Origin of the sequence: Nonomuraea sp. NPDC005983, assembly GCF_040614375.1 — a bacterium.
GTDB lineage: Bacteria > Actinomycetota > Actinomycetes > Streptosporangiales > Streptosporangiaceae > Nonomuraea.
In genome coordinates, this window is sequence record NZ_JBEXUP010000118.1 from 1 (window position 1) to 26,283 (window position 26,283).

The window sequence follows — 26,283 nt, forward strand, 5'->3', positions numbered from 1 at the left end:
GGTGTTGATGGACGGGGAACTACGCGGACGGCTCGCCGACATGATCGCCAAGGCCACTGACGGCGCGGTCGATCCGGCCGAGGTGATGGCAGGGCGCACCACCCCCTCGAGGACCGGTCCTCGTCGCCGGATTCCGCGGTCCCCACGAGTCTCATGATGACCGACGGATGAAAGTTGGATAGATCAGGACATATGGCTGTGTCTCTCTAGAGAGGTGGTTGCTGACCCGTGGATCAGTCGATACCGCTTTTGCCGGGTGGCTGACTTCGCCTAAGCTGCCACGCAAGTTCAGGCGGGCCCGTTGCAGTCAGATCGGCCCGCAAGGAGGCGCATGACCGTTACACAGGCCGCACCCCTCGTCAGGCGTGCCGTTCAGGAGCATCGGGACAACCGCTGGTCCATCCTTGTGCTGCTCTGCCTGAGCCTGCTGCTGATCACGGTCGACGCCACCGTCCTGCACATCGCGGTGCCGGCGCTGACGGCCGCGCTCGAACCGTCCGCGGTGCAACTCCTGTGGATCATCGACGTCTACTCGCTGGTCGTCGCGCCGTTGCTGATCATGTTCGGCACGCTCGGCGACCGCTACGGGCGCAAACGGCTGGTGCTGTCGGGGTTCGTGCTGTTCGGCCTGGCCTCCGCCGGCGCCGCCTTCGCCCCCACTCCTCTCACCCTCATCCTGGCCAGGGCGCTGCTCGGCGTGGGCGGCGCCATGATCATGCCCGCCACGCTGTCGCTGATCCGCCAGGTGTTCACCGACCGGCGCGAGCGGGCCATCGCGCTCGGCGTCTGGAGCGCGGTCGCGGCGGCGGGCGCCGCCATCGGGCCGCTCATCGGCGGGGTGCTCGTCCACTTCTGGTGGGGCGCCGTCTTCCTGATCAACGTGCCGATCCTGGCCGGGCTGATCCCCGCCGCCGCGCGGCTGCTGCCCGAGTCACCCAGACGCGCCGGTGAGCCCTGGGACGGCCTGAGCGCCGGCCTGTCCGTCGTCGGCATCCTGGCGCTGGCCTTCGGACTGAAGGAGGCGGGGTCCGGCAGCCTGATGCCGCTCTGGGCGTCCATCGCGGTCTTCCTGGCCGGCGTGGGGCTACTGGTGTGGTTCGTCAAGCGGCAGTCGCGGCTGGTCTCGCCGCTGCTGGAGGTCGGGCTGTTCCGCGATCGGGCGTTCACCACCGGCGTGGCCGGGGTGCTGCTGGGCGTCTTCGCGCTGGTCGGGCTCCAGCTGATGCTGGCGCAGTACCTCCAGCTCGTCCTCGGCGACAGCCCGCTGCACGCCGCCCTGCGGATGCTGCCGCTGGTCCTGTCGGCCATCTCCGGAGGGCTCGCGGCGGCGCACATCCTGCCCAGGATCGGCATGCGGGCCACGATGAGCGGCGGGCTCGGCCTGGTCGCGCTCTCCCTCACGCCCACGCTCGGCTGGGGGGTCGAGGGGCATCCCGTGATGCTCTCCGTCTGCTTCGTGGGCATCGGGTTCGGGGTGCAGGTGGCGCTGCTGGCCGCGTCCGACACCATCATGTCGTCAGTGCCCGAGTCGCACGCGGGCGGCGCGGCGGCGATCGAGGAGACCGCGTACGAGCTGGGCGCCGGGCTCGGCGTGGCGGTGCTCGGCACGATCACCAGCCTGGTGTACGCGCCCGCGCTGCACACCGTGCCGGGCGTGTCCGGCGGCGAGATGGACAAGGCCAGGCAGTCGCTCGCGGGAGCCGCGCACGTGGCCGACCAGGTGGGCGGCAGCGCGGGCGGCGCGCTGCTCGACGCCGCGCGGTGGGCCTTCGTCCACGCGCTGCACACGACCGTGGTCGTGAGCGTCGTCCTGCTCGGCCTGACCGCCACCGCCGTGGCCCTGCTGCTCCGGCGAGACCGAGGTGTGTAATGTCCCGATCAGGGCAGACAACTACCGTGAGACAGGCCCTCCGTGATCTCGCAGCGCTTGTCGCCCGCCTCGGTGTGGGCGGCATCTTCTTCGCCAACGGCTGGACCAAGCTGGAAGTCGGCCTGAGAGCCACCGGAGAGCAGTTCCTCAGCCAGGGCGCTCCCGCCCCCGGCGCCTGGGCCACGGTCACCATGCTCACCGAGCTGATCGGCGGCGCGCTGCTGATCGCCGGACTGGCCGTGCCGGCGATCGGGCTGATCCTGTTCGCCGAGGCGCTGGCGGTGTTCGTGGTCGCGCCGCCCCTCAACCCCGTCAGCCTGAACGAGCTCATCCTGCTGGGCGCGGCGTCGCTGCTGCTCGCCGTCGTCGGCGCCGGGCGGCTGTCGGTGGACCACATGGTGGTGATCCGGCGCAGGGAGTCGGCCGCCGCCAGCGAGTTCGCGGCCGACACCGAGGCCGACGCGGTCATCGCGTCCCTGCGCGACCCCGACACGCCACAGCTCACCGCCAAGACCCCGTCCGCGCAGGCCGAGCCGTCTCCCCCCGCCTCGGACGAGGCGAAGCCGTCCAGGTCCGGCGCGGGCAAGGCGTCCAGGGCCAGGGGCTCGCAGGAGCCGGGGGCCACTCCGGAGGACACCGCGCCGCGCCCGCGGGCGCGGCCGTCCGGCGAGGAACCGGCGCCCGCCGAGCGGCCGGCGCCGGGCGACACGCTGGTGGCGGGGCGCAAGAAGCCGGCCTCGCGCGGCCGCCGGACGTCCTCCGGCGACTGATCGCCCCGCGCGGATCAGCGCCCTCGGCGAGGGAGAGGTCGGCGCCGGCGGCGGGAAACGGCCTCGCCGTCCTCTCCGTACAGGGCGGTCGGCAGCAGGGACGCGCCGCCCGCGGCGGCCGCGGCCGACAGCCCCCGTACCCCGGGCGCCCTCGAAGAAGTGGTCGCCGTCGATCTCGGCTGTCAACCGGCCATGCCGAGGAGCACGGCTGCGGTGCCCACGCCCAGTGCGAGCGGATAGGCCCACCACCTGGGCGCGGGCCCGTCCTTCAGAATGCGAGTCCCCAGCGGCACCAGCGCGACGCACAAGCCGAGAGTGGCGACGATCGACATCGGACCCGTGCCCTTGAGCACGCCGATCGGCAGCGCGCTCATCGATGCCAGGGCGACGGATCTGACGATCCCCAGCACGCCTGCCCGCCATACGCCGACGGCCAGCACGACCCAGCCGAAGAAGATCGCGATCGACAGCGGTTGAAGCACATGGAACGCACCGTAGTAGCCGTCGACCGCCTTCCGCCCCGCCTCCACCCCCTGGGCGTCGGCAATCTGGAAGATCAGGTGATTGATCCCGGTGTGGAAGGCGCGGGCGAACAGCCCGAGCATGACCATCACACCACCCCACAGCGCCCACCGCGGCTGGGTCGCCCACGCACGCCGGACTAGCGCGATGACGGCGGGCCACAGCAGGACGTTACCCGCGGCGAAGGCGCTGTAGGAGGCGGTCATCCTGCCGGGGTTTGCGGCGAACGCCGCGAGTTGCCCGGGGAAAAAGTCGTCGAAATCGACGCGGAGCAGCACTCCGGCGAGCATCAGAACCGGACCGAGGACAAGTCCGGCACCCTCAACCCAGCGGCCAGGGAAATCAAAAGAGGTCGTTGCCATGCCGTCGATCCAACCGGTGCGGCGCCCGCCGCACATTGGCGCGAGGACCCGGCCCCGGGGTAGACCTGGCACTACCCCGGCTCGGCTTGCAAGTAGGCCATCGCCATCGGCCCTGGTTGTCGCGCGCACAGCGGGACGTCAACCGCGCCCACGCCCGTATCCGCGCCATAGGTGGACGTGCCGTCACAACCCTGAAGTCCTGCAAGGTGCTGACCGCGCTGCGCTGTTGCCCGCATCGCGCGACCGCGCTCGTCCAGGCGATCCTCGTGCTACAGCTTGTCGAGGAGGGCCCGTTACCCAAGATGAAAGGGCTCACTGGACCGGTTCCGGTTCACTGCTGGTTACCGGTTCCGGCCCGCTGCGGAACTGGTAACCGATTGACCGGAGGTGTCGATATTCCAAGACGGACAGCACCAGAGACGTGGCCGTCCCGCAGAGGTTCAGCGTCAGCCAGAGCCAGTAGGGCACGCCTTTGGTATCGCCCTCGATGATTTCCTGGCCATTGATCAGCAGCATGAGAAGCGTTGTGCCGATCGGTGCGAGCAGCGGGTGGATTTCGCCGGTCCACAAGCCGGTACGCGCCGCCCAGTAGATCGTGCAGCACCAGAAGCAGCAGAACCAGGCGATCATCAGGGGTATCGCAGGAATGAAGAATATTGCTACCCCCGGGTCGGGGATGGTGATGTCGATTTGTTGGCCGCTGCCGAGATTCAGCAGAAAGAACGGCAGAAAGAAGAAGGTCAGTGCGGGTGCCCCACGTCCCAGTAAACGCCGCGCGCCAGGCATGAGTTGGGCGCGGCGGCCGGGGCGGGTCACGACGAGCATCACGAGAAACGACAGCGGTGGCAGGAGCAGAGCATACGCCCCGGTTTGCACCGCCTTTAGGAAGATGCTGCTCGAAACGTAAAGAACGTGCTGGTAGTCGTAGGTTGATACCATGATCGCGACCGTGCCGACCACTGATCGCCAGAATGCGAGCCGATCCAGTATCCGGTCTGTTCTGAGTGGGCCGATTCTGGGTTTGAACACGAGCTTGGCGGTGAGCCATGGCAGGAGCACAGTGGCGATGACGCGCCAGCGGGATAACTGCACTCATTCCTCCCACTATCTTTTCCGATCGCGGCCAATCACTTCTTTTTCGAGAAGAACTTCTTTGGCTCGGCACGTCAATCGCAAGACATCTCCCCCCCAAAGGAAACTGCCGACAGCGTCGTCTGCAATGATAATGGAGAGACTTGCACACCGCTTGCAGGAACTTTAACTCGGATGAGTCAGGCCATATACAATAAGGCTTGCGGATTTGCGTGAGACGCTCACCTCGACGCGTTGAGGGCCGCCTCCACGTCGGGCCGGCCGCGATACGTCTTACGCATCGACCTCGACTGGACTGTCTCATCGATCTCCGTGGCACCCCAGCCAAGCCGCCCGCGGGCCCGGCGCGTATAGGCGCTCAGGCGAGAGTGCACGGTAGACCCAGCACTACTGCCCCGCCCTGGCGGCTCGGATAGCGTCGGAACGTGCACGCCAGGTCCGCCCTCCAAGCCCTCAGCCGGCGGCCGTCGGCCTTCCTGCGCTCGTCGTGGCCCTGGCGCTCGCTGGCGTACCTGCTCGCGAGCGTGCCGCACGCCGCGCTGGCCATGGCCGTCGTCTTCACGGCGTACTCGCTCGGCGGCGCCGCCGCGTGCGCGGCCGGGTTGCTCGTGGTCGCGGTGCTGGGGCTGCCGGTGGCGGCGTTCGAGAGGGTACGGATGCGCCTGGTGGACCCGCTGCCCACGCCCCGGAGGTGGCGCGGGTGGCACGGCCTGCGTGCCCGGCTCGCCGACCAGGCGACCTGGCGGGACTACGGCTTCGCCCTGCTGGTGCTGGTCGGACTGTGGGCCATCGACCTGGGCGTGATCAGCCTGGCCGGCTCGCTGCCGCTCATCCTTCTCACCGCGCCGCTGCAGCCGAGCGCGGGCGTCCTGCTCGGCCTGCCCATCGCCGTCGTGGGCCTCGTGCTGCTCCCGCTGACCGCCTACCCGATCGCCGCCTGGGCGGGAGCACGGGCGATGATCACGCGTGCCGTGCTGGCGCCGAGGGACGCGGAGATCATCCGCTCGCGCGCCCGGCTCGTGGACTCCTACGAGGGCGAGCGCCGCAGGATCGAACGCGACCTGCACGACGGCACCCAGCAGCGGCTCGTCGCGCTCACCATGAAGCTCGGGCTCGCCCGGCTCGACCTGCCTGCGGGCTCACCCGCCGCCGCGCAGGTCGCGCAGGCGCACGAGGAGGCGAAGCAGACGCTGGCCGAGCTGCGCGAGCTGATCCGCGGTGTGCACCCGAAGGTGCTGACGGACCGGGGGCTGCCCGCCGCGGTGCAGGACGTGGCCGGCCGCTCCCCGATCCCCGCCAACGTCGACGTCGCGCTTCCCGGGCGGCTGCCCGTCCCGGTGGAGGTGACCGCGTACTACGTCGTCTCCGAGGCGCTGGCGAACGTGGCCAAGCACAGCGGGGCCACGCGCTGCCTGGTGCGCGCCAGGGTCAGGGGCGGCACGCTGGTGGTGGAGGTGAGCGACGACGGAGCGGGCGGGGCCGACCCGGAGGCGGGCTCCGGGCTGGCCGGGCTGGCCGACCGGGTGGCCGTGGTCGACGGTGTCATGAGGCTGTCCAGCCCGCCCGGCGGCCCGACGTCGGTCCGCGTGGAGGTCCCCCTGTGACGCCCGGTCACATCTCGGCCGTCAGCCTGGCGATCACCCGCATCTTGTTCATCGCGTCCAGGGCGGCGACCTTGTAGGACTCGGCCAGCGTCGGGTAGTTGAACACGGCGTTGACCAGGTAGTCGACCGTGCCGCCGCAGCCCATGACGGTCTGCCCGATGTGGACGAGTTCGGTGGCGCCCGTGCCGAACACGTGGACGCCCAGCAGCCGCCGGTCCTCGGAGGAGACGAGCAGCTTGAGCATCCCGTACGAGTCGCCGATGATCTGCCCTCTGGCCAGCTCCCGGTAGCGCGAGACGCCCACCTCGAACGGGACCTTGTCCCTGGTCAGCTCGTCCTCGGTCCTCCCGACGAAGCTGATCTCCGGGATGGTGTAGATCCCGATCGGCGGCAGTTCGCCCATGTCGCCGACCGGTTCGCCGCACGCGTGCTGGGCGGCCAGCCGGCCCTGCTCCATCGAGGTGGCCGCCAGCGCGGGGAAGCCGATCACGTCGCCGACCGCGTAGATGTGCGGGACGGCCGTGGTGTAGTTCTCGCCCACCTTGATCCGACCCCGGTCGTCGGCGGTGAGCCCGGCGGCCTCCAGGCACAGCTCGGCTGTCTTGCCCTGCCTCCCGGCCGAGTACATGACGCAGTCGGCGGGAATCCGCTTGCCGCTCTCCAGGACGGTCAGCGCCCCGCTCGCCCGTCGCTCGACCGCGGCGACGCTCTCGCCGAACCGGAACGTCACGGCGAGGTCCCGCAGGTGGTACTTGAGCGCCTCCACGATCTCCAGGTCGCAGAACTCCAGCATCCGGTCGCGGCGCTCGACCACGGTGACCTTGGTGCCGAGCGCCGCGAACATCGAGGCGTACTCGATGCCGATGACCCCGGCCCCGACGACGACGAGGGTCTCGGGCACCCGGTCGAGCCGCAGGATCGCGTCGGAGTCGATGACCGTCCTGTCGTCGAACTCCACCGTGGACGGGCGGGCCGGCGAGGTTCCCGTGGCGATCACGATCTTCTCGGCGGTGACCTTCCTCTCCTCGTCCCCCGTGATCCCGATCGTGTGCGCGTCCAGGAACCGGCCGGTGCCCTGTAAGACCGTCACATGGTTGCGGCCCAGCTGGCTGCGGATGACCTGGATCTCCCGGCCGATCACATGCTGCGTGCGCATCCCGAGATCCGCGACCGTGATCTCGTCCTTCACCCGGTAGCTCGCTCCGTACAGCTCCCGCTGGTTCAGGCCCGTGAGGTAGAGGACCGCCTCACGCAGCGTCTTGGACGGGATCGTCCCGGTGTTGATGCACACGCCCCCGAGCATGTGCCGCTTCTCCACCACCGCTACCCGCTTGCCGAGCTTCGCCGCGGCGATCGCCGCCTTCTGCCCGCCGGGCCCGGTTCCGAGCACAAGAAGATCAAAGTCATACATAGGCGCAGACCTCCCGATAAGGAACCTACTCACTGGCTCGCCGCCAATCCAGCCGCTGGTTCTCCACGTGCGCTCTGCCGCTCTTCGGGCGGCGGACGTCGTCGGACGGGCCGGTCGTCGGCGCTCCGGCTCGGGCGCGGATCGTCCGGGCCGAAACTGTCGGTGCCGCACGCCATGATGGAACCATGACCGACGCGCCCCCCAGCACTCTTCTCGCAGATCAGACGGCCTACGCCGAGGCTGTCCAGCTCGCCCTCGACTCCGCCGCGGCCTACTACCGCGACGGCACGTCCACGCTCGACGACGACGCCTACGATCGGCTGGTCCGCGGCATCCAGGCGTACGAGGCCGAGCACCCCGACGCGGTGCTGCCGAGCTCGCCGACGGGCAAGGTCGCCGGCGGCGCGGTGGTCGGCGACGTGCCGCACACGGTGCCGATGCTGAGCCTCGACAACGTCTTCGGCGCCGAGCAGCTGGCCGAATGGGTCGCCTCGCTGGAGCGCAGGCTGGGCCGTCCGGTCACGGCGTGGAGTGTGGAGCCGAAGCTCGACGGGCTGGCGATCACCGCCCGCTACCGCGGCGGGCGGCTGGCGCAGCTCGTCACCCGCGGTGACGGCACCGCCGGCGAGGATGTCAGCCACGCCATCGGCACCATCGTGGGGCTGCCCGCCCGGCTGGCCGATCCGGTCACCGTGGAGCTGCGCGGCGAGGTGATGATGACCGCGTCGCAGTTCGAGGAGGCGTGCGCCAAGCGCCAGGCCCATGACGGCACCTCGTTCGCCAACCCGCGCAGCGCGGCGGCGGGCACGCTGCGTGCGCAGGACCGGCCGTACGTGTGTGAGCTGACGTTCTTCGGCTACGGCGCGCTGTCGCACCCCGACGACTCCTCCGAGCTGGCGGTGCGGCTGCGCGAGTCGCCGCACAGCGAGGTCATGGCCTGGGTGGCCGGGCAGGGTGTGCAGACACCGGCCGTCACCGACGTCGGCGGGGTCGTGGCCGCCTCCCTGGAGCAGGTCCAGGAGCGGGTCGAGCAGATCGCCGCCGAGCGGGCCGAGCTGGCCTTCGGCATCGACGGCATCGTGATCAAGTGCGACCTCGCCGCCGACCAGGCGCAGGCGGGGTTCAGCTCGCGCGCCCCGCGGTGGGCGATCGCCTACAAGCTGCCCGCCACGGAGAAGATCACCAAGCTGGTCGCCGTGGAGTGGAACACCGGCCGCACGGGCATCATCGCCCCCCGCGCCGTGCTCGAACCCGTCGAGCTCGACGGCAGCGTCGTGACGTTCGCGACCCTGCACAACGTCGCCGACATCCAGCGCCGAGGGCTGATGCTGGGCGACAGCGTGGTGGTTTACAAGGCCGGCGACGTGATCCCCCGGGTCGAGGCCCCGGTCGTCCACCTGCGCACCGGCGACGAGCAGCCGATCGCGATCCCGCAGGTCTGCCCGTCCTGCGGCGACGCGATCGACGCCTCGCAGGAGCGGTGGCGGTGCGTGCGCGGGCGCGCCTGCCGGGCCATCGCCTCCATCGGGTACGCCGTGGGCCGCGACCAGCTCGACATCGAGGGCCTGGCCGAAAACCGCATCCTCCAGCTGCTCGACGCGGGGCTGATCGTCGACTTCGCCGACCTGTTCTACCTGACCCGCGAGCAGATCCTCGGCCTCGACCGGATGGGCGAGGTCAGCACCGACAACCTGCTGGCCGCCCTCGACCGGGCCAAGGGGCAGCCGCTCAGCAGGGTGTTCTGCGCGCTGGGCGTACGCGGCACCGGCCGCTCGATGAGCCGCCGCATCGCCAGGCACTTCGGCGGCATGGACGCCATCCGCGCGGCCGACGCCGAGGCCATCCAGGCCGTGGAGGGCATCGGCCCGGAGAAGGCCCCGGTGGTCGTGGCCGAGCTGGTCGAACTCGCCGACCTCATCGACAAACTCATCAAGGCCGGGGTCAACATGACCGAGCCGGGCTGGGTCGCACCAGGGGACCCCTCCGACACGGCGAACTCCGAGCTGCCGCTGGCCGGGATGTCCGTCGTGGTCACCGGCGCGATGAGCGGGGCGCTGGAGGCGCTGTCCCGCAACGAGATGAACGAGCTCATCGAACGTGCCGGCGGCAAGGCCTCCTCCAGCGTCTCGGCCAAGACGTCCCTGCTGGTCGCAGGGGAGAAGGCAGGCTCGAAACGGGCCAAGGCCGAGAGCCTGGGCGTGCGCATCGTCGACCCCGAGGAGTTCGCCGGCCTCGTCGGCTCGCTCCTCTGATCAGGCCGCTCGCTCCCGGTCGCCCGTCTAGGCGGATGTTCCTGCCATCACGCGGTCGACGAGGCCCATGGTGCCCTCCTGGCGGGCGCAGTGGGCGCAGCAGTACCAGTGCTCGCCCGACTGGACCCCGTGGCCGATGACCCTGGTGCCGCAGTGCTCGCAGATCGGCGCCATCGTCTGGATCGCGCACTGGAAGGAGTCGAAGGTGTGCACCCCGCCCTGGGCGTGCACCTCGAAGGACATGTCGTAGTCGTTGCCGCAGGCTTCGCAGACGGCCATGGTGATCACCTCACGCTCTCTGTTCGCCGGGCTGATACCCCGTCGCCTGCCCTGGTTGTCCCAAGGTATGACCAGGTTCCCGTCCTGAAGTTCTCATCGCGAAGTTCCCGCCCCGAAGTTCAGGCCCTGAAGGAATGCGCCAGGAGCGGGAGCGCCAGCAGGGCGAGGGCCGCCAGCGCGGCGGGCAGGCCGACCCAGGACATGAGGGCGGCCACCAGCAGGGGGCTGGCGACGAAGCCCGTGTACGAGATAGCCGAGAGCGCCGACACCAGGGTGCCCGTGGGGTCGTCGGCGGCGGCCTGACTGAGCACGGCCGGCAAGAGCGGGCCCAGGGCCAGCCCGGTCAGCGCGAACCCGGCCAGCGAGGCCACCGCCGAGCCGCCGAGGCCCGCCAGCGCGATGCCCGCGCCGCCTCCCGCGCCCGCCGCCAGGTAGTGGAATCTCATCGGCAGGCGGGGCAGGGCCTGGGCGATGATCCTGCCCGCCGTGAGCGCCCCCATGTAGACGGCCGGGGCGGCGCTCGCCACCAGCGCCGACGCGTGCCGGTGCTCCTCCAGGAGCAGCACCGACCACTGCTCGACGGCGTTCTCGATGATCAGGACGCACGCGATGAGCCCGGCGGTGACGAGGGCGGCCGTCCAGCGACGCCGCCCTCTGGCCTGGTCGTCGGCGAGCGGCAGGCCGTCCTTCCCCACGGGGAGGGTGACGAGTGACGCGGACGCGGCCAGGACGGCCACGGCGGCGGCCACCAGCACGGTCTGCGTGCTGATGCCGAGTTCGCGGGCCAGGCCGGTGGCGGGGGCGGCGACGATCACCGCGACGGGGAAGGCGGCGTGCACCGGCTGGAACAGTCTGCGCCCGGTCTCCCGCTCGGCCCGTCCGGTGGCCAGGTTGAGCGCCACGTCGATCGCCCCGCTCGTCGCGCCGACCAGCAACAGGGGCAGCCCGAGCGCGAGAAGCGGCGCCGGCCGGCCGGCCTCCGACGAGGTGAGCAGGGCGAGGACGATGAGGCTCAGGGCGAAGGAGACACAGGAGACGGCGAGGCCGGCGCGCTCTCTGCCCCTGGCCAGGCGGCCCGCGAGGACCATCGCGGGGATCGCGCCCACCGGCACGGCGCTCAGCGAGAGGCCGAGGTCTGCCGGGGAGACGGCGAGTTGTTCCTTGACAGCCGGGAGCAGCGCCGACCAGGAGCCCCAGGACACTCCCCAGGCCGCACAGACGAAAACCAGCCCCTTCACTACATCCCCTTGCAGTACGGTTATGTCCCGGTAAAGCTCGACGATGTCCATGATGTCGATAGAAGGGAAGCTTGTGCTTACGCGAACGGTCATCGCGGCCACTCTGGCCGCCGCCGGCATCGCCGCCACCCCCGCCGCCGCCACCGCCACCACTGCCGCCACCTACTCCCCCGAACGGATCTGCGGCCCGGGCTTCCACCGCGTCGAGGACGGCCACCGGGAGATGCGGACTCGCAAGGGCGTCCTCCTCGGCCACGTGTACCTGATGTACAACAAGCGCAGCGGCAAGAACTGTGTGGCCGCGATCAAGACCGCGTTCACGGGCACCCGCACGGTCACCGGCGCCAGCATCGAGGTGCGTGGCGGCGCCCAGTCGAAGGACGTGCGGAGGTACAAGTACTACGCCGAGACCGGGCACGTCGACGGAGGCTGGAAGTGCGTGAAGTACGCCGGCTGGACCCGCGACCCCGACAACCGGATCGAGGCCTGGGGCGGACGCAACTCCTGGGGCAACTGCCGGGGCTAGCAGACCTTTCGGTAGGGGACGTCCTTCAGGTAGCGGTTCCAGTCGGACTCGCTCAGCCCCTGGCCGACGCGCCGGCACACCGCCGCCGCGACCTGCTCCGGCCCGACGGGGAACTCCAGGATGGCGCCGTCGGCCGAGTAGTACAGCTGGGTTCCGTCGGCGCTGAAGGTCAGCGAGTCGGTGTCCTGGATCGTCTGGGTGGCGAAGGAGCCGCCGATCCGCCGCCTGCTGACGGGGTCCCAGAGCTGGACACTGTCCCCACCGCCCGTCGCGAGCAGGTCGCCGCCCGGTGAGAAGGCCAGGGCACCGTTCCCGCCACCCGATCTGGCCAGCATCGGCCGCACCGCCTTCGGCCCGGTGGGGTCCCAGAGCGAGACGCGTCCCATCTCGTCATAGGCGACGGCCATCAGGCCGCGGCTGCTCAGGGCGACGCCCGCGCCTCCGAGCCAGGACGTGTCGTAGCCCGTCCCGACCGGCTTGCCGGTGGCGACGTCCACGAACCTGCCGGAGCCGGTGGCGAGCCGCTCGCCGTCGGGCAGGTACGGGCCGCCGTCGCCGATCGTGCGGCTGTCGTGCAGCACGCGGCCGGTGGCGGCGTCGAGCACCGCCAGCCGGTAGTCATCGACCTGGCCGCGAGGGCCGAGCGTGAGGGCGATGGTCCGGCCGTCGGGGCTGAACTCGGCCCGTGACGGCAGTTGGGTGTCGGCGTGCGGCGAGAGGATCGACCAGATCCGTTTGCGGGTGCCGACGTCGATCAGCTCGACCCTGCCCGACTCCTGCCCGATGATGAGCCGCCTTCCTGGCGGGTCGAAGGCCAGCAGTCGTGCGCTGTCGGCCTTGACGGGGAACCGCGCGACCTCCTTGTGCCCGCGCACGTCCCACAGCCGGACGTACTTGGCGTCGAAGCCTCCGATCGCGGCCCACTGGCTGCCGGGGCTGAGGACGGCTTCGCCTCCCACCTTGGTCGCGGCCGCGCGCGGGGCGAGGTCCACGCTGATGACGGCGTCGTCCACCAGGTAGCGCAGGGTCGTGCCGTCGAACCTGACGTCGGTCAGCTGGCCCTCGGCCTGGTAGGAGAGCAGGTCGTGCTCGTGGTCGGCGACCTTCCAGACCTGGATGTTCCGCTTGTTGAACGCGGCGAGGTAGCGGCCGTCGGGGCTGAAGCGGAGCTGCGAGTAGAAGGTGTCGCCGCAGACGTCGCAGGTCCAGTCGCGCGTGTCGCGGCGGCGTCCGGTGGCCGCGTCCACGAGCACCACGTCGTCGCCCGCGCAGGCCAGGGTGGCGCCGTCGGGCGAGAACGCGGCGACCGGGTGGGATCGGCCGCAGCGGGAGTAGCGCCGCTCCGGGGTCAGGCCGGGCAGGGCGCGCACGGCGAAGCCGTCGTCGTGGAGCACCAGGTGCCTGCCGGTCTGGTCGATCAGCGGGGCTCTGCTGGGCAGATCGGCGCCCTTGCCGAACGTCCTGCCTGTGCGGATGTCCACCAGGTGGTCGAGAGTGCTGTCGTCGCTGACGGCGAGGGTGGCCTCGTCCTCGCCCATCGTGACGTGCATGTCCGAGGTGCCCGGCGGGAAGCTCTGCTTGAGCAGCCGCTTGCCGGTGGCGAGGTCCCAGACGCCGAGCTCCTCGTACGTGGCCACCATGAGGAGCCGGCCGGTCCTGCTCAGCACCGGGTCCTGACGCATGCGCCCCTTCAGCCCCGGCCCCTGCCAGCCGCCCGTGCGTCTGTGGGTGCGGACGTCGTACACGTTGACGCCGCCCTCACTGACGCTCACCAGCGTGTGGCCGTCGCGGCTGAGCGCCCTGCCGGCCACGCCCTTGACCGGCGGGTCGCGGAAGACGGCGGTTTCGTGCTGCTGGAACGAGGCCGTCAGCGCGGAGCGGGCCTCGCTCTGCGGGGAGACCCGCCAGGCGGCCACGCTGAGCTGCATGGCCAGGACCGGGTCGGTGGTGCGCATCCGGTCCGCCTCAGCGGCCACCTGCTTGGCGGTGAGGACGTCGCGCTGCTCCGTGGCCTGCTGGCGCTGCCACAGCGCCAGCCCGCCCGCCACCAGCGACACCACCAGCAGTCCCGCCAGCGCCGTGGTGGTCAGGGTCTTGCGCCTGGTGCGTTTCCTGGTCAGCGCGGTGCCCGCCTGGAGGAAGTCACGCTCGCGCGGGGTGAGCGTCACGTGGCGGCGGCCGGTGGCGGCCCAGCCGAGCGCCTGTTCCAGACGGCTGCCCTGCAGCAGGTCGCCGTCGCGCCTGCCGTGCTCGGTCCAGTGCCGCGCCGCGCTGGTGATCTGGCTCAGCACGGCGAGCCCCTCGCGGTCGGCGTCCACCCACATGCGCAGGCGCGGCCAGGCGCGCAGCAGCGCCGGACGCGACAGCGCGACCGACTCGTTCTCCACGGTGACGACGTACGCGAACGCGCGCAGGACGCGCCGGACGGCGGCGGCCTCATGCTCGGGACGTCCGCCGAACAGCTCGTCGTGGGAGGCCGACCTGCCGGTCTCGTGGCCGTCCTCGTCGACGGCGACCAGGCGCAGGAACACCTCGGCGGCCAGGTCGCGCTCCTGCGGGCCGAGCGCGGTGTAGGCGTCCTCGGCGATGGTGCCGAGCGCAGGGTCGCCCTCGCCCTGCCCGCGCACGCCCTCGGCGGCGCGGCTGCCCTGGGTCAGGAGCCCCCGGGTGTCGGCGCCGTTGCCGCTGACCAGCGCGAGCAGCAGATCGCGGGAGGTGGGCCTGGTCGCGGGGTCCTTGCGCAGCGCAACCGAGACCAGCGTGGCCAGCCGGGGCGGCAGCGCGCCGAGGTCGGGCTGCTGCGACAGCACCCGGTGCATGACGCCGCCCAGATTGTCGGCCTCGAACGGGTCCTGCCCGGTGGCGGCGAACACCATGATCGCGCCCCATGCGAACACGTCCGCGGGAGCGCCCGCCCGCTGACCAGTGAACACCTCGGGCGCCATGTAGCTGGGCGTGCCCGACACCTCGCCGGTCCTGGTCAGCGACATGTCGAGGGTCCGCGCGATGCCGAAGTCGATCACTCGCGGGCCGTCGGGGCCGAGCAGGACGTTGTCGGGTTTGAGGTCGCGGTGGATGACGCCCGCCTCGTGGATCGCCGTCAGCGCGGTCGCGACGGCCGTCGCCAGCCGGTGCAGGTCGTCACCGGTGAACCGGCGTCCGTCGCGCACCGCCTGCCGCAGGCTCGGCCCCGCCACGTACTCCGACACGATGTACGGCCTGGGCCCGTCCAGGTCGGCGGCCAACACCCTGGCCGTGCAGAACGACGCCACCCTGCCCGCGGCCGTCGCCTCCTTGGCGAAGCGGTCGCGGCTGCCGCCGTCGCCGGTGGCGTGCAGCATCTTGAGCGCCACCCGGCGGCCGTCGGCGTCGTACGCCTCGTAGACGACGCCCTGACCGCCCGAGCCAAGCCGTCCTGCCAGCCAGTATTCACCGATGTGCTGCGGATCCCCCGCGCTCAGCGATTCCACGGCCGGTTAGACGCCGATCGTTACCCTGGAGTTGTCACACTTCGCCCCCCTGTACCGTCCACTCCGCGTTTTCGACGAACTCAGGAGGATCCGATGACCGAGCGTCTCAACGTGGCGGAGCTGGCCCCAGAGGCTTACAAGCACTTCATCGGCGTGGAGGGGTTCCTGCAGCGCAGCGGCGTCCCGCACACCACGATCGAGCTGATGAAGCTGCGCGCCAGCCAGATCAACGGCTGCGCGTACTGCGTCGACATGCACAGCAACGCGCTGAACACGGCGGGCGAGAGCGACCAGCGGCTGTGGGGGGTGGCCGTCTGGCGCGAGATGCCCTGCTACACGCCCGCCGAGCGGGCCGCGCTGGCCCTGACGGAGGAGGCCACCAGGCTGGCCGACCGGGAGGCCGTGCCTGACGCGGTGTGGCAGGAGGCGGCCGAACACTACGACGAGAAGCAACTCGCCGCGCTGGTGGTGGCCGTCGCCATGATCAACGCGTGGAACCGGATCGGGGTGACGACGCGCCTGGCCCCGCTGGACTGAGCCGTCGCACGTGGCGGGCGGTCGGCTGCATCCGCCCGCCAACCCGACCATGGTGCGGGCGCCGGCGAGGTCCTCAACTTTCGACGTCGTCGGCCACGGTGGAGGTCGGGGTGTTGAGGATGCCGTCGAACGCGTCGAGGACGGGGGTGTGCAGGTAGGCGCTCTGTATCCGGATGCGGTCGGGACCGGTGGCATGGCCGGCGTCGCCGGGGACCTCTTGGCGTGCCCGGCGGAGGTCGGCGATGCTGAGCCCGAGGTCGGCGTCGGCGAAGGCGGCTTCGACGCTTCCCGGCTCGGGCGCCTCCAGCACGGTGTCGTCGACGGCGAAACCGAAGCGCGCGTTCTCGTCGGGGCGCATATCGGCCGTGTGTCCGGTGGTGCTCGTCAGGCCGAGGGCGAAGTACTCATCGCCGAGAACGCGGTGCAGGTGCTGTCCCATCGGGAGCCCCGTGAGGTGACCGTTGAAGGAGATCGGCAGCTTCTGGATGTGCGCGTTGTGGGCCGCCAGCACAACCCGGGTCTCAGGTTCAAGGCGCTCCAGATGCCACATGACCGACCCGGCCATGTAGACGTCGCGGGCCGAGGTGTCGGCGGTCAGCCCGTTTCCGGCGTAGAGGCCGGCCATGGCGCGGAAGCCGTAGTCGGCGTGGCAGGCGCCTTCGAGGCGACGCAGGGCGATGTCATAGCTGCGCTGGTCACCGCGGGAAAGATACAGCGCTTCGACGGCGCGGAACCGGATGAGCAGGCGCATCAGGACAGCGCTGAGGGCGTCCTGTTCGGCGGCGGCCAGGCGTGTCCAGGCCGGTGCGGCCGAGGCCGCGGAGGCACCGGCGAACGATTCGGCGATCCGCATCGCCGTCTGGAGCGCCGGCAGGGTTTCGGGATCGATCTCGCGGAGGTAGTCGGCGACCGGGGCCAGGGCGGGAAGCAAGGATCCACCGGCTGCCGGGACGTCGATCCCGGCGAAACGCACCGGCTTCGAGGCTGCGGCGTTGTGCCGGCGCATCCAGCGCAGCGGCTCATCGACTCCCACGGGGATCGCCTCGGCGAGATGGGCCGACAGATCATCGTCCGTCCCCTCCCCTTGGGCCCAGGCGTCAAGGGGGAAGCCTTCGCTCAAGCCGTACTCGAAGGCCAGGACGGTGAAACCACAGCGTTCGACCAGGAACCGCAGGATGCGCTGGCGCATGAGTGAGAACTCGTTGATGAAGTGGGAGTTCTCACCGATCGCGACGACGCGCGCGTTGCCGATGATGTCGCGCAGCGGCTCCAGGTCATCGAGCGGCGCCGCCGGGTCGAGGTGGGTGAGCGGGACGGCATGGCCGCGAAGCCAGCCGGCGAACGGGTCGTGGTGGGACGAAGCAGGCATGCTGGCAGCTCGATTCTGCTGCTGGAAGGTGAATGAACAACGATGTGGGAGCGCGGGTCACCGCACGCAGCGGCGCCACCGGAGCTCGGCGGCATGGCGGTGAAGCCGCTCTGCCGCACCGCGGGTAACGGTTACCGAGGACTTACGCGGCCGCCGCTTTCTCCAGGTCGTCGATGCTGCCGGACATGATCGTGCGGATGTGCTCGGTGATGTGCTCGGTCGGCCAGTCCCACCAGGCCAGCGCGAGGAGGCGGTCGATGTCGGCATCGCTGTAGCGGCGGCGGATGAGCCTGGCCGGGTTGCCGCCGACGACGCCGTAGTCGGGGACGTCGTCGACGACGACGGAACCGGAGGCGATGATCGCTCCGTGGCCGATGCGGACGCCGGGCATCACCATGGCCCGGTAGCCGAGCCAGACGTCGTTGCCCACCACGGTGTCACCCCGTCCGGGCAGGCCGGTGATGAGGTCGAAGTGCTCGGCCCACGAGCCGCCCATGATCGGGAAGGGGAACGTCGAGGGGCCGTCCATGCGATGGTTGGCGCCGTTCATGATGAACCGCACGCCCTCGCCCAACGCGCAGAACTTCCCGATGACCAGCTTCTCCGGCCCGTAGTGGTACAGCACGTTACGGGTCTCAAAGGCGGTCGGATCATCCGGATCGTCGTAGTAGGAGAACTCCCCGACCTCGATCAGCGGCGAGGTGACCAGCGGCTTCAGCAGCACCAGACGCGACTGCTCGGGCATGGGATGCACCACGGTCGGGTCGGCGGGAGCAGTTGACATCACGAATCGTTCCTTCCTGAAAGCGGCGAGCAGGCGGAGCAGGGTGGTCGTGCCCCATCCGTTCTCGCCGGTGATCCCTGTTCGCTCGCTCGCAGCGAGCGAACACGTCGCCGAGTCACGGGCGAGTCTGCTGTCGAAGGACTCGCTCGATAACTCCACTAGTGCGACAACTGATGCATTAAGATACTGGCATGACGCCGTCCCACTGAGCAAACCGGATGACCAGCGATGACACCCCCAGCACCACCACCGGAAGACACCCGGCCGACGCCACCGACCCGGCGCCGCCCTGGTGGCCGTACTGCCCGTATTCGTACGCAGGTACTCGACGCGGTCCGCGCAGAGCTTGGAGAGCACGGGTACGACGGGCTCACCATGGACGCCGTCGCCGCGCGCGCGGGCGTGCACCGCGCAACGGTGTACCGGCGCTGGGGGGACGTCGGCGGCTTGCTCGCCGACGTCCTCGACGCGGCGGGCGAGGACGACTGGCAACCCCTGGACACCGGCTCACTGAAAGGCGACCTGGCAGCACTGAACCATGAGATCCAGGCAGCCCTGACCGCACAGCCGCCGATCGTCGCAGCCCTGATCGCCGCCTCATTCCGCTCCGAGAAGGCCGACCACGCCCAACAGCGGCTCTGGGAGGACCGCTACGCCCGGTGCGAGATCATCGCCAGCCGGGCCATCCGGCGCGGCGAACTCCACCCGCACACCGACGCGCGGCGACTGCTCATCGCCGCCACCGCGCCGCTGTACCACCAGCTGGTGCTTCTCCGCTTGCCGCCGGACCCGGACCTACCCGAGCACGCGGCCAGAACCGCCGCCCTCGCCGCGTCCGCCGGAGCCTTCACCGAACCCCCGTCAGTCGGCGACACCTGACGGGCGCCGCTTCCGCAGCGGATTTCTCGATGCATCCACCCTTTGAGGGCGTCATCGTCAGTTGAAGCCGAGCTCGACCTGCGTACCCCGTCAGGACGACGACTTCCCTACTGACTTGCTTCTTACACTCAACTTACAGCGGAATCTGTAGATAACATAGGTAACAGAAACATCACGCGGGGGGCTCACGATGAAGACACTTGTGGTGGTGCCGCCACTGGTTCCCAGGGCCGTGCTCAGCCACGTTCTCAGCCACAAGGTGCGCGACATCCGTTCCGCTGCTCGCCGCCGGCCCCCCGCCGACCCCAAGGTCGTCGACCTGCGCGCCTACAGCGGCCGCAACGTGATCCGCTTCCCCGGCGGCCCCACCCCGGCCGCCTAGGGCTCCCGCAGGTGTGACAGCTTCGCCGGGTTGACCAGGCCGAGCAGCCGTTACCGGTGCTCCTCGAACTCAGTAGAGCTTCTTGGCGTAGGTCTCCCCGTAGTAGGCCTCGAGCTGCTCCAAGGTCTCCTCGACCGCCTGCACCTCCTTGACCAGGGTGGCGTGCGAGGGCAGGACGTCGGGCTGCCACTGGTCGGGCTTCCACAGGGCGGAGCGCATGAACGCCTTGGCGCAGTGGAAGAAGATCTGCTCGATCTCGACGACGAGCGCGAGGTGCGGACGGTGATGCTTGACGATCATCTCGTCGAAGAAGGGGGCCTCGCGGACCAGGCGGGCGCGGCCGTTGATGCGGAGCGTCTCGTTGCGTCCGGGGATCAAAAAGATGAGCCCCACATGCGGATTTTTCAGGATATTGAGGAATCCGTCGGCTCTGCGGTTGCCTGGGCGGTCTGGGATGGCGATCGTGGTGTCGTCGATGACGTGGACGAATCCGGCGGGGTCGCCCTTCGGCGAGACGTCGCAGGTTCCGTCCGCGCTGGAGGTGGCGATCAGGCAGAACGGCGAAGCGGCCAGCCACTCCCTGTCGCGCTGGTGCAGGCGGGCCCTCTCCTTGAACGCCGCCCGCGGCATGACCTCGCCCAGCAGCTCGCGCAGTTCGGTCTCGGACTCAATCTCCGCCCAGCTCATCTGCTCTCCCTTCGGGGGTTTCTCCAATCTTGTCAGGGGATCGGGTCCAGCATCCTGTGGGGTGCCCGCAGCGCGACGCTGACCCGGTCGTCCCTGGCGCCCTCCAGACCGGGGCCCGGACGGACTTCCACGTCCTCGAGGGGCGCCTGGACTCCGCAGGCCGCGCAGAACGCGACCTGGTCGAGGCGGGTGCCGCAGGGCTGGTGGAAGAAGAGGCGGCGCGGGCTCCGGGTGAGGTTGCGCTCGCCCCACTGCGCCAGGGCGAGCACGGGCAGCCAGAGCTCACGGCCCATCGGGGTCAGCACGTACTCCTCGCGCGGCGGCGCGTCCTGGTAACGGCGCTTCTCCAGGATCCCGGCCTCGACCAGGGCCGACAGGCGCTGCGAGAGAACGGCTCTGGGCACGTCGAGATGGGCCAGGAAGTCGCCGTAGCGGCGCACGCCGTACATCGCGTCGCGGACGACGAGCAGAGTCCAACGTTCGCCGATCACTTCCAGGGCCTTGGCCAGCGAGCAGTCCTGGCCGTCGTAGTTCTTGCCGAGCGCCATGCCCCCACCTTAGTTCATTCAACGAACCGTGGTACGGTGCGCGGCATGAGTTCAATGACCGAACCGACAGTGCGGCGGGAGATTCTGACCGTGGCGTCCGCGGCGCCGCTGCTCGTGCTGACGAACTACACGGCGCCGATGGTCACGCTGCCCGAGACGGCGCGGGCGCTCGGGGCGGGGCCGACGGGGCCGGTGTGGATCCTCGGGGCGATCGCGCTCGGGCTGTCGGCGTTACTGCTGGTCTCGGGCGGGCTGGCCGACGACTACGGACGCAAGCGGGTCCTGGTGATCGGGACGGGTGTGCTCGCCGCGGCGAGCGTGGTGGCCGCGGCGAGCACGACGGTGCCGGTGTTCGTGGCGGCCCGGCTAGTGCAGGGCGGGGCCAGCGCGGCGATGCTGGCGGCCAGCCTCGGCCTCGTGGGGCACGCCTACCCGTCGGGGCCCGAGCGGATGCGGGCCACCGGCAGGTACGGGGCGATGATCGGGCTGGGCACGGCCGTGGGGCCGCTGCTGTCCGGGGCGCTCGCCACGGTGGCGAGCTGGCGGGCGGTGTACTGGCTGATGGCCGTCGCCGCGGCGGCCCTGGCCGTGGTGTCGGCGCGGGCCCTGGAGGAGTCACGCTCGGCCGAACCGCGCCGGTTCGACGTGCCGGGCGTGGTGCTGCTCACCCTGGGCGTGGCCGCGCTGCTGGCGGGCGTGACCGAAGGGCGACTCGGCTGGTCGCGTCCGGTCGTGCTGGCGGCGTTCGGCGCGGCCGTCGTGCTGGTCGCGGCGTTCGTCCGGGTGGAGCGGCGGCGGGCCGAGCCGCTACTGGACCTGGACCTGTTCCGGCGGCCGGTGTTCCTGGTCGCGACGGGCGGCGCGCTGGTCGTCGGCGCGGCCGTGGTCGGCCTGCTCAGCTACCTGCCGACCGTGCTGCAGGCCGCGCACGGGCTGACGCCGCTGGTCACGGCGGCGCTCTTCTGCGTCTGGTCCGGGCTGTCGTTCGTGGCGGCGCTGCTGTCGAGGCACGTACGGCTGGGCGCGGCGCCGCGGCTGGCGCTCGGGCTGGCGCTGAGCGCGGTGGGCTTCGCCGGGCTGCTGGGCGTCGCGTCCTCGTTCAGGCCCGCGCTGGTGATCGCCGGGCTGGCCGTGAGCGGGGTCGGCTCCGGACTGATCAACTCCTCGATCACCCATCTGGCGATCGAGAGTGTGCCCGGGCACCGGGTCAGCATGGGGTCCGGCGCGAACAACACCGCCCGTTACGTCGGCTCCTCGCTGGGCGCGGCGGGGGTGGCGGCGGTCGTCGGCGCGCTGGGGCTGCGCGAGGGGGCGACGGTGGCGGTGGCCGGGTGCATCGTGCTGACGGCCGTCACCGCGGCGGCGGCTCTGGCGACCCGCCGCTGAGCCTGGCGCGGCACAGGCGCACCTTCTCGCGGTCGCCGCATCTGCGCATCGAGCACCACTGCCGCTTGCCCGCGTTGGACCTGTCGGTGAAGCGCAGGAGGAGCGCCCCGACCTCGTCCTGTCCCAGCTGCGCGGCTTCCTGGCGCGCAGCTGACCCCTGCCCGCCAGGACGTTCCTCAGGTCATGCGGAGCAGGCGCCTGCCGGGCAGCTCGTGGGCGAGCCAGGCGATCACGCCCACGGCGAGGGCCGTCGCGGGGAGCAGCCATCCCGGGCCCGCGGGCCACGGACGGCCGAGGAAGCCGAGGCCGAGCAGCCCCAGCGGCACGGCCGACAGCAGCACGCCCCCGCCCACGGCCGCCACCGCGACCAGCAGCGCCTCGCCGCGGAGCATCGCCCTGAGCTGGCCGGGAGTGGCTCCGACCCGGCGGAGCGCGGCCAGTTCGGCGCCGCGTCCCGCCGTGCTGGCGACCAGCCGGTTGGCCACCGTGACCAGCACGTATCCGAGCAGCACGGCGAGCAGGGCGAGGTTCACCCACACCTCGGGCGGCACCCGGCCGACTCCGCCGCCGGCCGGCCCCTTCGACACCTCCACGCCCGGCCAGGCGGCGGCGAGAGGCTCCGCGCCGGCCAGGCGCACCAGGACGGCGTCGTCGAGGCTGGTCGTGGTGTGGCCGGCGGCCAGGTCACGGGAGAGCACGACGGAGCCGAAGCCCAAGCCGCGCGCGTACGTGGCCACCACGCGGGCCCGCACCCTGGTGCCGTCGCCGAGGATCAGCGGACGTTCCTCGCCGACGACGGCCGACCGGTCGGCCACGGCGATGGTCGCGCCGGTGAGGCCGGACAGACCGCCCTTGGTGACGCCGAGATCCACGAGCCCCTCGGCGTCGGGGCCGAGGACGAGCGCCGGGCTGGAGTCGATCTTGGTTCTGCCGTCCTCCCGGTACGGGCTCAGCACGGTGGTCGTGGCCGTCGCGGTGGCCGCCGCGACTCCCGGCGCGGCCCTGACCTGGGCGAGCAGCCCGCGCGGGAGGCCGCCCAGCGCGGGTGCGGTGAGCGTGAGGTCGGCGCGGGTGCCCTCGGCGAGGTCGTTCGCGGCCGCTGCCATGACGGTGGTCTGGGTCAGGGTGTAGCCGAGCGTCAGGGTGACGACCATGCCGAGCGCCGCCACGGCCCCCGCCGTCCTGAGCGCGTGGCCGTGCGCGTTCGCCACGGCGAGCCACGCGGGCGCGGGCAGCCTGTCCGGTAGCCGGCCTGCCAGCAGCCCGGCGCCGCGCTGCACCAGCCAGGGCCCCGACAGACCGAGCCCGATCACCGCGAGGACCCCGGTCAGGGCGGTGCCGGCCGCGCCCGCGTCCGAACGGACGAACAGCGGCACCGACGACAGCGGGACCGTGGCGACGATCAGCAGCACCCCGGCCCTGGCGCGCACCGGCGAGGGCGTGCGCGGCTCGCTCTGCGCCTCCGACACGGCGGCGACCGCCGGCATCCGGGACGCGCGCAGCGAGCACGCCCAGGCCGACACCCGCACCACCGCCAGCATCAGCAGCACGGCGGCGACGGCCGGAAGCGGGCTCCAGGTGAGCTCCAGGCGCGCCGGGAGCGCGCCGAGCCCGGTGAGCAGGTCGCCGAAGCGGCCGGCGAGCAGGTAGCCGAGCGCGGCGCCCGGCGCCAGCGCGAGCAGCGCGCCCGCGACGCCCTGCGCGGCCACGAGCCCGCGCACCTGACGGGGTGTCGCGCCCGCCGCGCGCAGCAGCGCGAGGTCCCTTCGCTGCCTGGTGATGGAGAGCGACAGCGCCCCCGCGATGACGAAGCCGACGACGAGCAGCGTGATCCCGGCCAGCGAGCCGGAGATGACCAGCAGCAACGCCCGCGAGGCGGCCGCCCCCGGCACCTCGGCGTCGCCCTTGCCGGCTCCCGTCGCGACCTCGTACCGGTCCCCCAGGTGCCGCCTGACCTCCTGGGCGAGCGCCTCCGGTCGGCCGCCGCCGCGCAGCGCGACGAGATCGACGGTCCCCTTGCGCGGCCCCGCGTCCCTCCCTGCCAGCGTGGCGGCGGTGGCGTCGGAGAAGTACGCGTCCGGCCGCAGGGAGCCGGGGTCCCTCTGCCGGGACGGGGGCACGTGGGCGGCGCCCGGCTTGCCGACCAGGGCGGTGACGCGGTACCGGCCAGGGTGGCCGCCCGCCATCAGCTGGACGTCGCCGCCGAGGCGCGCCCCGGGCAGGGCGTCCGCGGAGAGCGCCACCTCGCCGGGGCGCGTGGGCGGCACGCCGGTGATGCTCGCCGCGCCGGGCAGCGTCACGGACGACCAGCCGTGCCCGGCGAGCGGGACCACCGCCGGGTCCGTGACCGCGACGGGGAAGGTCAGGTCCCCCGTGGCGGACGTGACACCCGGCAGTGAGGCCAGCTCGGAGACCAGCGCGGCGGGCAGCACCGCGCGCTCCGGGAGGGCCACGGACAGGTCCTCGTCCTGGTGGACCGTCTGGGGAGCGGTGACCACCACGTCGGCCCCGGCCAGCCGGTCCGCCGCCACGTGCGAGCGCAGACCCGACTCGGCGAGGACGCCCGTGCCCGTCACCAGGGCCGTGCCGCCCAGGACGGTGCAGAACACCACGACGAGCCCGCCGAGCCCGGCCATGGCGAGCGCGGTCCTGATCATGACCCGCCGACCGGGGTCAGGCGGGAGCCCAGCGAGGTGAGCCTGGTCGCCAGGGCCTCCGGAGAGGGTTGCGGCAGCACCTCGACGGGACGGCCGTCGGCCATCACCAGGACCTCGTGCGCGCGGGCCGCCGCCGCGGGGTCGTGGGTGACCATGACGACGGTCTGCCCCAGCTCGTCCACCAGCTCGCGCAGCAGGTCGAGCACCTCACGGGCGCTGCGCAGGTCGAGCGCGCCGGTGGGCTCGTCGGCGAACACGACGTCGGGACGGGCCGCCAGCGCCCGGACGATCGCCGCCCGCTGCTGCTGCCCGCCCGACAGCTCGGCGGGACGGTGCCGCAGCCGGTCGCCCAGGCCTACCCGGTCCACCAGGGCGCGCAGCCAGGCACGGTCGGCCCCCGTTCCGGCGAGCCGCAGCGGCAGCGTGAGGTTCTGCTCGACGGTCAGCGCGGGCAGCAGGTTGTACGACTGGAACACGAACCCGACGTGCTTCCTGCGCAGGACGGTGCGCCGGGTCTCGGTCAGCTCGCCGATGTCCACGCCGCCGAGGACGACGGAGCCGGAGGTGGGCACGTCGAGCCCGGCCGCGCAGTGCAGCAGCGTGCTCTTGCCCGACCCCGACGGGCCCATCACGGCCAGGAACCGGCCGCGCGGGATCTCCAGCGACACGTCGTCGAGCGCCACCCGCTCGCCGTACCTCTTGGTGACGTTGCCGAGCGTGACGACGCTCACGAGCGCCGCCGCCTGACGTACAGCGTGATCAGGCCCGCCGCGCTGAGCACGGCGAGGACGCCGCACGGCAGGGAGATCGCCATGCCCAGCCCCGCGAGGCTGGCCACCGCGTTGCCTGAGACGCCCAGGACGAGGAGCACCCAGAGCAGGCCGCGCAGGCCGGTGTGAGAGTGGTTCATGCCTGGCAACGCTAGGGACGGCCGTGACCAGGAGAAATCCCACCTTCTGGTGACATCGTGGTACAGCAGGCTGGAATGTTTCTGTTTGGTGTGCCTCGTATGGTTACGGCATGACTCGGCATCCCTTCGAGGCGCTCGAACGCCTCGCGGGCGGGCTCGGCACCGCGCTGCTCGCGGCGTGCGCCCTGCTCGCCTGGCTGGGCGTGGGGGTGGCCTGCCTCACCGGCGTGGGGCTGCTGCTCGCCCCGAAGGCACGGGCGCTGACCAGGGCGGTCGCGGAGCGCGAGCGGGCCAGGCTGAGCGGCTTGGGCACGCCCGTCGTCACCCCGTACCTGTCGGCCCCCGCCGGCCGTGTCACCCGCCCGGACGGGAAGGGGGCGTTGTCTGCCGATCCGGCTGACCGGCGGGACATCGGGTGGCTGGCCTGCCACGGCACCCTGGGGGTGGCGATCGGCCTCTTGGGGGTGCTGCCGCCGCTCGGCGCCGTGCGCGACATCACCTTCCCGCTGTGGTGGGAGCTGCTGCCGGTGGGCGAGCGGGGGTCGGCGCTCGGCATCCCGATCTACACCTGGCCGGGCGCGCTGGCGGTGTCGCTGATGGGCGTCGGCTGGGTGCTGATCACCGTGGTCGCGGGTCCGCCGCTCGCGCGGCACCGGTCCGCTGGTCCCAGCTCGGGTTCGGACGCACCTCGTCCACGTCCCGCGCGCAGGCGACGCCGCGCAACCTGATGGGCTTCAAGGACGGCACG

General features: G+C 71.6%; 24 protein-coding genes and 1 pseudogene. 11 read left to right on the forward strand and 14 right to left on the reverse strand.

Going from position 1 to position 26,283, the window contains the following annotated elements:
• Positions 1-331: 331 nt before the first annotated feature.
• Together ABZ297_RS35615 and ABZ297_RS35620 are read left to right on the forward strand one after the other, a co-directional pair.
• Positions 332-1,870: an MFS transporter gene (locus ABZ297_RS35615; RefSeq protein WP_355355751.1), complete on the forward strand. Its 1,539-nt coding sequence runs from the start codon at positions 332-334 to the stop codon at positions 1,868-1,870.
• 26 nt (positions 1,871-1,896) lie between these two features.
• The gene (locus ABZ297_RS35620) at positions 1,897-2,640 is read left to right on the forward strand and encodes a DoxX family membrane protein (RefSeq protein WP_355355753.1); all 744 of its coding nucleotides are present in this window, start codon (positions 1,897-1,899) and stop codon (positions 2,638-2,640) included.
• Positions 2,641-2,822: 182 nt separating this feature from the next.
• On the opposite strand, the gene ABZ297_RS35625 is transcribed toward ABZ297_RS35620, so the two are convergent.
• Entirely contained in the window at positions 2,823-3,524 is a 702-nt protein-coding gene (locus ABZ297_RS35625) for a hypothetical protein (RefSeq protein WP_355355755.1), read from the reverse strand.
• 98 nt (positions 3,525-3,622) lie between these two features.
• Here ABZ297_RS35625 and ABZ297_RS35630 point away from each other — a divergent pair.
• Positions 3,623-3,814: pseudogene (locus ABZ297_RS35630) on the forward strand (IS5/IS1182 family transposase); the annotation flags it as partial.
• Positions 3,815-3,836: 22 nt separating this feature from the next.
• Here the strand turns inward: ABZ297_RS35630 and ABZ297_RS35635 are convergent.
• Positions 3,837-4,616 carry a hypothetical protein gene (locus tag ABZ297_RS35635; RefSeq protein WP_355355793.1) on the reverse strand — a complete coding sequence of 260 codons (780 nt, stop codon included), beginning with the start codon at positions 4,614-4,616 and terminating at the stop codon, positions 3,837-3,839.
• Positions 4,617-5,041: 425 nt separating this feature from the next.
• Here ABZ297_RS35635 and ABZ297_RS35640 point away from each other — a divergent pair, with 425 nt between their 5' ends.
• Positions 5,042-6,220: a sensor domain-containing protein gene (locus tag ABZ297_RS35640; RefSeq protein ID WP_355355756.1), complete on the forward strand. Its 1,179-nt coding sequence runs from the start codon at positions 5,042-5,044 to the stop codon at positions 6,218-6,220.
• A gap of 7 nt (positions 6,221-6,227) precedes the next feature.
• Here the strand turns inward: ABZ297_RS35640 and sthA are convergent, their stop codons facing one another.
• Positions 6,228-7,631 carry a Si-specific NAD(P)(+) transhydrogenase gene (gene sthA, locus ABZ297_RS35645; RefSeq protein WP_355355758.1) on the reverse strand — a complete coding sequence of 468 codons (1,404 nt, stop codon included), beginning with the start codon at positions 7,629-7,631 and terminating at the stop codon, positions 6,228-6,230.
• 185 nt (positions 7,632-7,816) lie between these two features.
• On the opposite strand from sthA, the gene ligA reads away from it, so the two are divergent.
• Entirely contained in the window at positions 7,817-9,883 is a 2,067-nt protein-coding gene (gene ligA / locus ABZ297_RS35650; protein ID WP_355355760.1) for an NAD-dependent DNA ligase LigA, read from the forward strand.
• A 27-nt stretch (positions 9,884-9,910) separates the two neighbouring features.
• On the opposite strand, the gene ABZ297_RS35655 is transcribed toward ligA, so the two are convergent.
• Together ABZ297_RS35655 and ABZ297_RS35660 are read right to left on the reverse strand one after the other, a co-directional pair.
• Positions 9,911-10,162 carry a hypothetical protein gene (locus ABZ297_RS35655; RefSeq protein WP_355355762.1) on the reverse strand — a complete coding sequence of 84 codons (252 nt, stop codon included), beginning with the start codon at positions 10,160-10,162 and terminating at the stop codon, positions 9,911-9,913.
• 119 nt (positions 10,163-10,281) lie between these two features.
• Entirely contained in the window at positions 10,282-11,400 is a 1,119-nt protein-coding gene (locus ABZ297_RS35660) for an MFS transporter (RefSeq protein ID WP_355355764.1), read from the reverse strand.
• Between the two features lie 73 nt (positions 11,401-11,473).
• Between ABZ297_RS35660 and ABZ297_RS35665 the strand changes: the two genes are divergently transcribed.
• Complete coding sequence (locus ABZ297_RS35665) at positions 11,474-11,926, forward strand: hypothetical protein (RefSeq protein WP_355355766.1); 453 nt, start codon at positions 11,474-11,476, stop codon at positions 11,924-11,926.
• Here ABZ297_RS35665 and ABZ297_RS35670 read toward each other — a convergent pair.
• Positions 11,923-15,396: a serine/threonine-protein kinase gene (locus ABZ297_RS35670; protein WP_355355768.1), complete on the reverse strand. Its 3,474-nt coding sequence runs from the start codon at positions 15,394-15,396 to the stop codon at positions 11,923-11,925. The genes ABZ297_RS35665 and ABZ297_RS35670 overlap by 4 nt on opposite strands.
• Positions 15,397-15,489: 93 nt before the next feature.
• Between ABZ297_RS35670 and ABZ297_RS35675 the strand changes: the two genes are divergently transcribed.
• Positions 15,490-15,933, forward strand: coding sequence for a carboxymuconolactone decarboxylase family protein (locus ABZ297_RS35675; protein ID WP_350810084.1), 444 nt, complete (start codon positions 15,490-15,492; stop codon positions 15,931-15,933).
• A gap of 73 nt (positions 15,934-16,006) precedes the next feature.
• Here ABZ297_RS35675 and ABZ297_RS35680 read toward each other — a convergent pair whose 3' ends face one another.
• Together ABZ297_RS35680 and ABZ297_RS35685 are read right to left on the reverse strand one after the other, a co-directional pair.
• Positions 16,007-17,302: an erythromycin esterase family protein gene (locus ABZ297_RS35680; RefSeq protein WP_355355770.1), complete on the reverse strand. Its 1,296-nt coding sequence runs from the start codon at positions 17,300-17,302 to the stop codon at positions 16,007-16,009.
• Positions 17,303-17,444: 142 nt separating this feature from the next.
• A complete protein-coding gene (locus ABZ297_RS35685) occupies positions 17,445-18,086 on the reverse strand; it encodes a CatB-related O-acetyltransferase (RefSeq protein ID WP_355355789.1) in 642 nt (213 codons plus the stop codon).
• Positions 18,087-18,314: 228 nt separating this feature from the next.
• Here ABZ297_RS35685 and ABZ297_RS35690 point away from each other — a divergent pair, with 228 nt between their 5' ends.
• Both ABZ297_RS35690 and ABZ297_RS35695 read left to right on the forward strand, forming a co-directional pair.
• Complete coding sequence (locus ABZ297_RS35690; protein ID WP_355355772.1) at positions 18,315-18,965, forward strand: TetR/AcrR family transcriptional regulator; 651 nt, start codon at positions 18,315-18,317, stop codon at positions 18,963-18,965.
• 190 nt (positions 18,966-19,155) lie between these two features.
• Positions 19,156-19,347, forward strand: a complete 192-nt coding sequence (locus ABZ297_RS35695) for a hypothetical protein (RefSeq protein ID WP_355355774.1) — start codon at positions 19,156-19,158, stop codon at positions 19,345-19,347.
• A gap of 69 nt (positions 19,348-19,416) precedes the next feature.
• Here the strand turns inward: ABZ297_RS35695 and ABZ297_RS35700 are convergent, their stop codons facing one another.
• Complete coding sequence (locus tag ABZ297_RS35700) at positions 19,417-20,034, reverse strand: pyridoxamine 5'-phosphate oxidase family protein (protein ID WP_355355776.1); 618 nt, start codon at positions 20,032-20,034, stop codon at positions 19,417-19,419.
• Between the two features lie 32 nt (positions 20,035-20,066).
• Complete coding sequence (locus ABZ297_RS35705) at positions 20,067-20,582, reverse strand: helix-turn-helix domain-containing protein (protein WP_355355778.1); 516 nt, start codon at positions 20,580-20,582, stop codon at positions 20,067-20,069.
• 54 nt (positions 20,583-20,636) lie between these two features.
• On the opposite strand from ABZ297_RS35705, the gene ABZ297_RS35710 reads away from it, so the two are divergent.
• The gene (locus ABZ297_RS35710) at positions 20,637-21,968 is read left to right on the forward strand and encodes an MFS transporter (RefSeq protein WP_355355780.1); all 1,332 of its coding nucleotides are present in this window, start codon (positions 20,637-20,639) and stop codon (positions 21,966-21,968) included.
• Here the strand turns inward: ABZ297_RS35710 and ABZ297_RS35715 are convergent.
• Genes ABZ297_RS35715 through ABZ297_RS35730 form a run of 4 tightly spaced genes read right to left on the reverse strand, consistent with a single transcriptional unit; the run spans position 21,934 to position 25,535 of the window.
• Positions 21,934-22,095: a CGNR zinc finger domain-containing protein gene (locus ABZ297_RS35715; RefSeq protein WP_355355791.1), complete on the reverse strand. Its 162-nt coding sequence runs from the start codon at positions 22,093-22,095 to the stop codon at positions 21,934-21,936. The genes ABZ297_RS35710 and ABZ297_RS35715 overlap by 35 nt on opposite strands.
• Before the next feature lie 49 nt (positions 22,096-22,144).
• Positions 22,145-24,625, reverse strand: coding sequence for an ABC transporter permease (locus ABZ297_RS35720; protein WP_355355782.1), 2,481 nt, complete (start codon positions 24,623-24,625; stop codon positions 22,145-22,147).
• Positions 24,622-25,356, reverse strand: a complete 735-nt coding sequence (locus ABZ297_RS35725; RefSeq protein ID WP_355355784.1) for an ABC transporter ATP-binding protein — start codon at positions 25,354-25,356, stop codon at positions 24,622-24,624. Before ABZ297_RS35725 ends, ABZ297_RS35720 begins: the two co-directional genes overlap by 4 nt.
• The gene (locus ABZ297_RS35730) at positions 25,353-25,535 is read right to left on the reverse strand and encodes a hypothetical protein (RefSeq protein WP_355355786.1); all 183 of its coding nucleotides are present in this window, start codon (positions 25,533-25,535) and stop codon (positions 25,353-25,355) included. Before ABZ297_RS35730 ends, ABZ297_RS35725 begins: the two co-directional genes overlap by 4 nt.
• Before the next feature lie 110 nt (positions 25,536-25,645).
• On the opposite strand from ABZ297_RS35730, the gene ABZ297_RS35735 reads away from it, so the two are divergent.
• A complete protein-coding gene (locus ABZ297_RS35735) occupies positions 25,646-26,263 on the forward strand; it encodes a sensor domain-containing protein (protein WP_355355788.1) in 618 nt (205 codons plus the stop codon).
• Positions 26,264-26,283 lie beyond the last annotated feature (20 nt).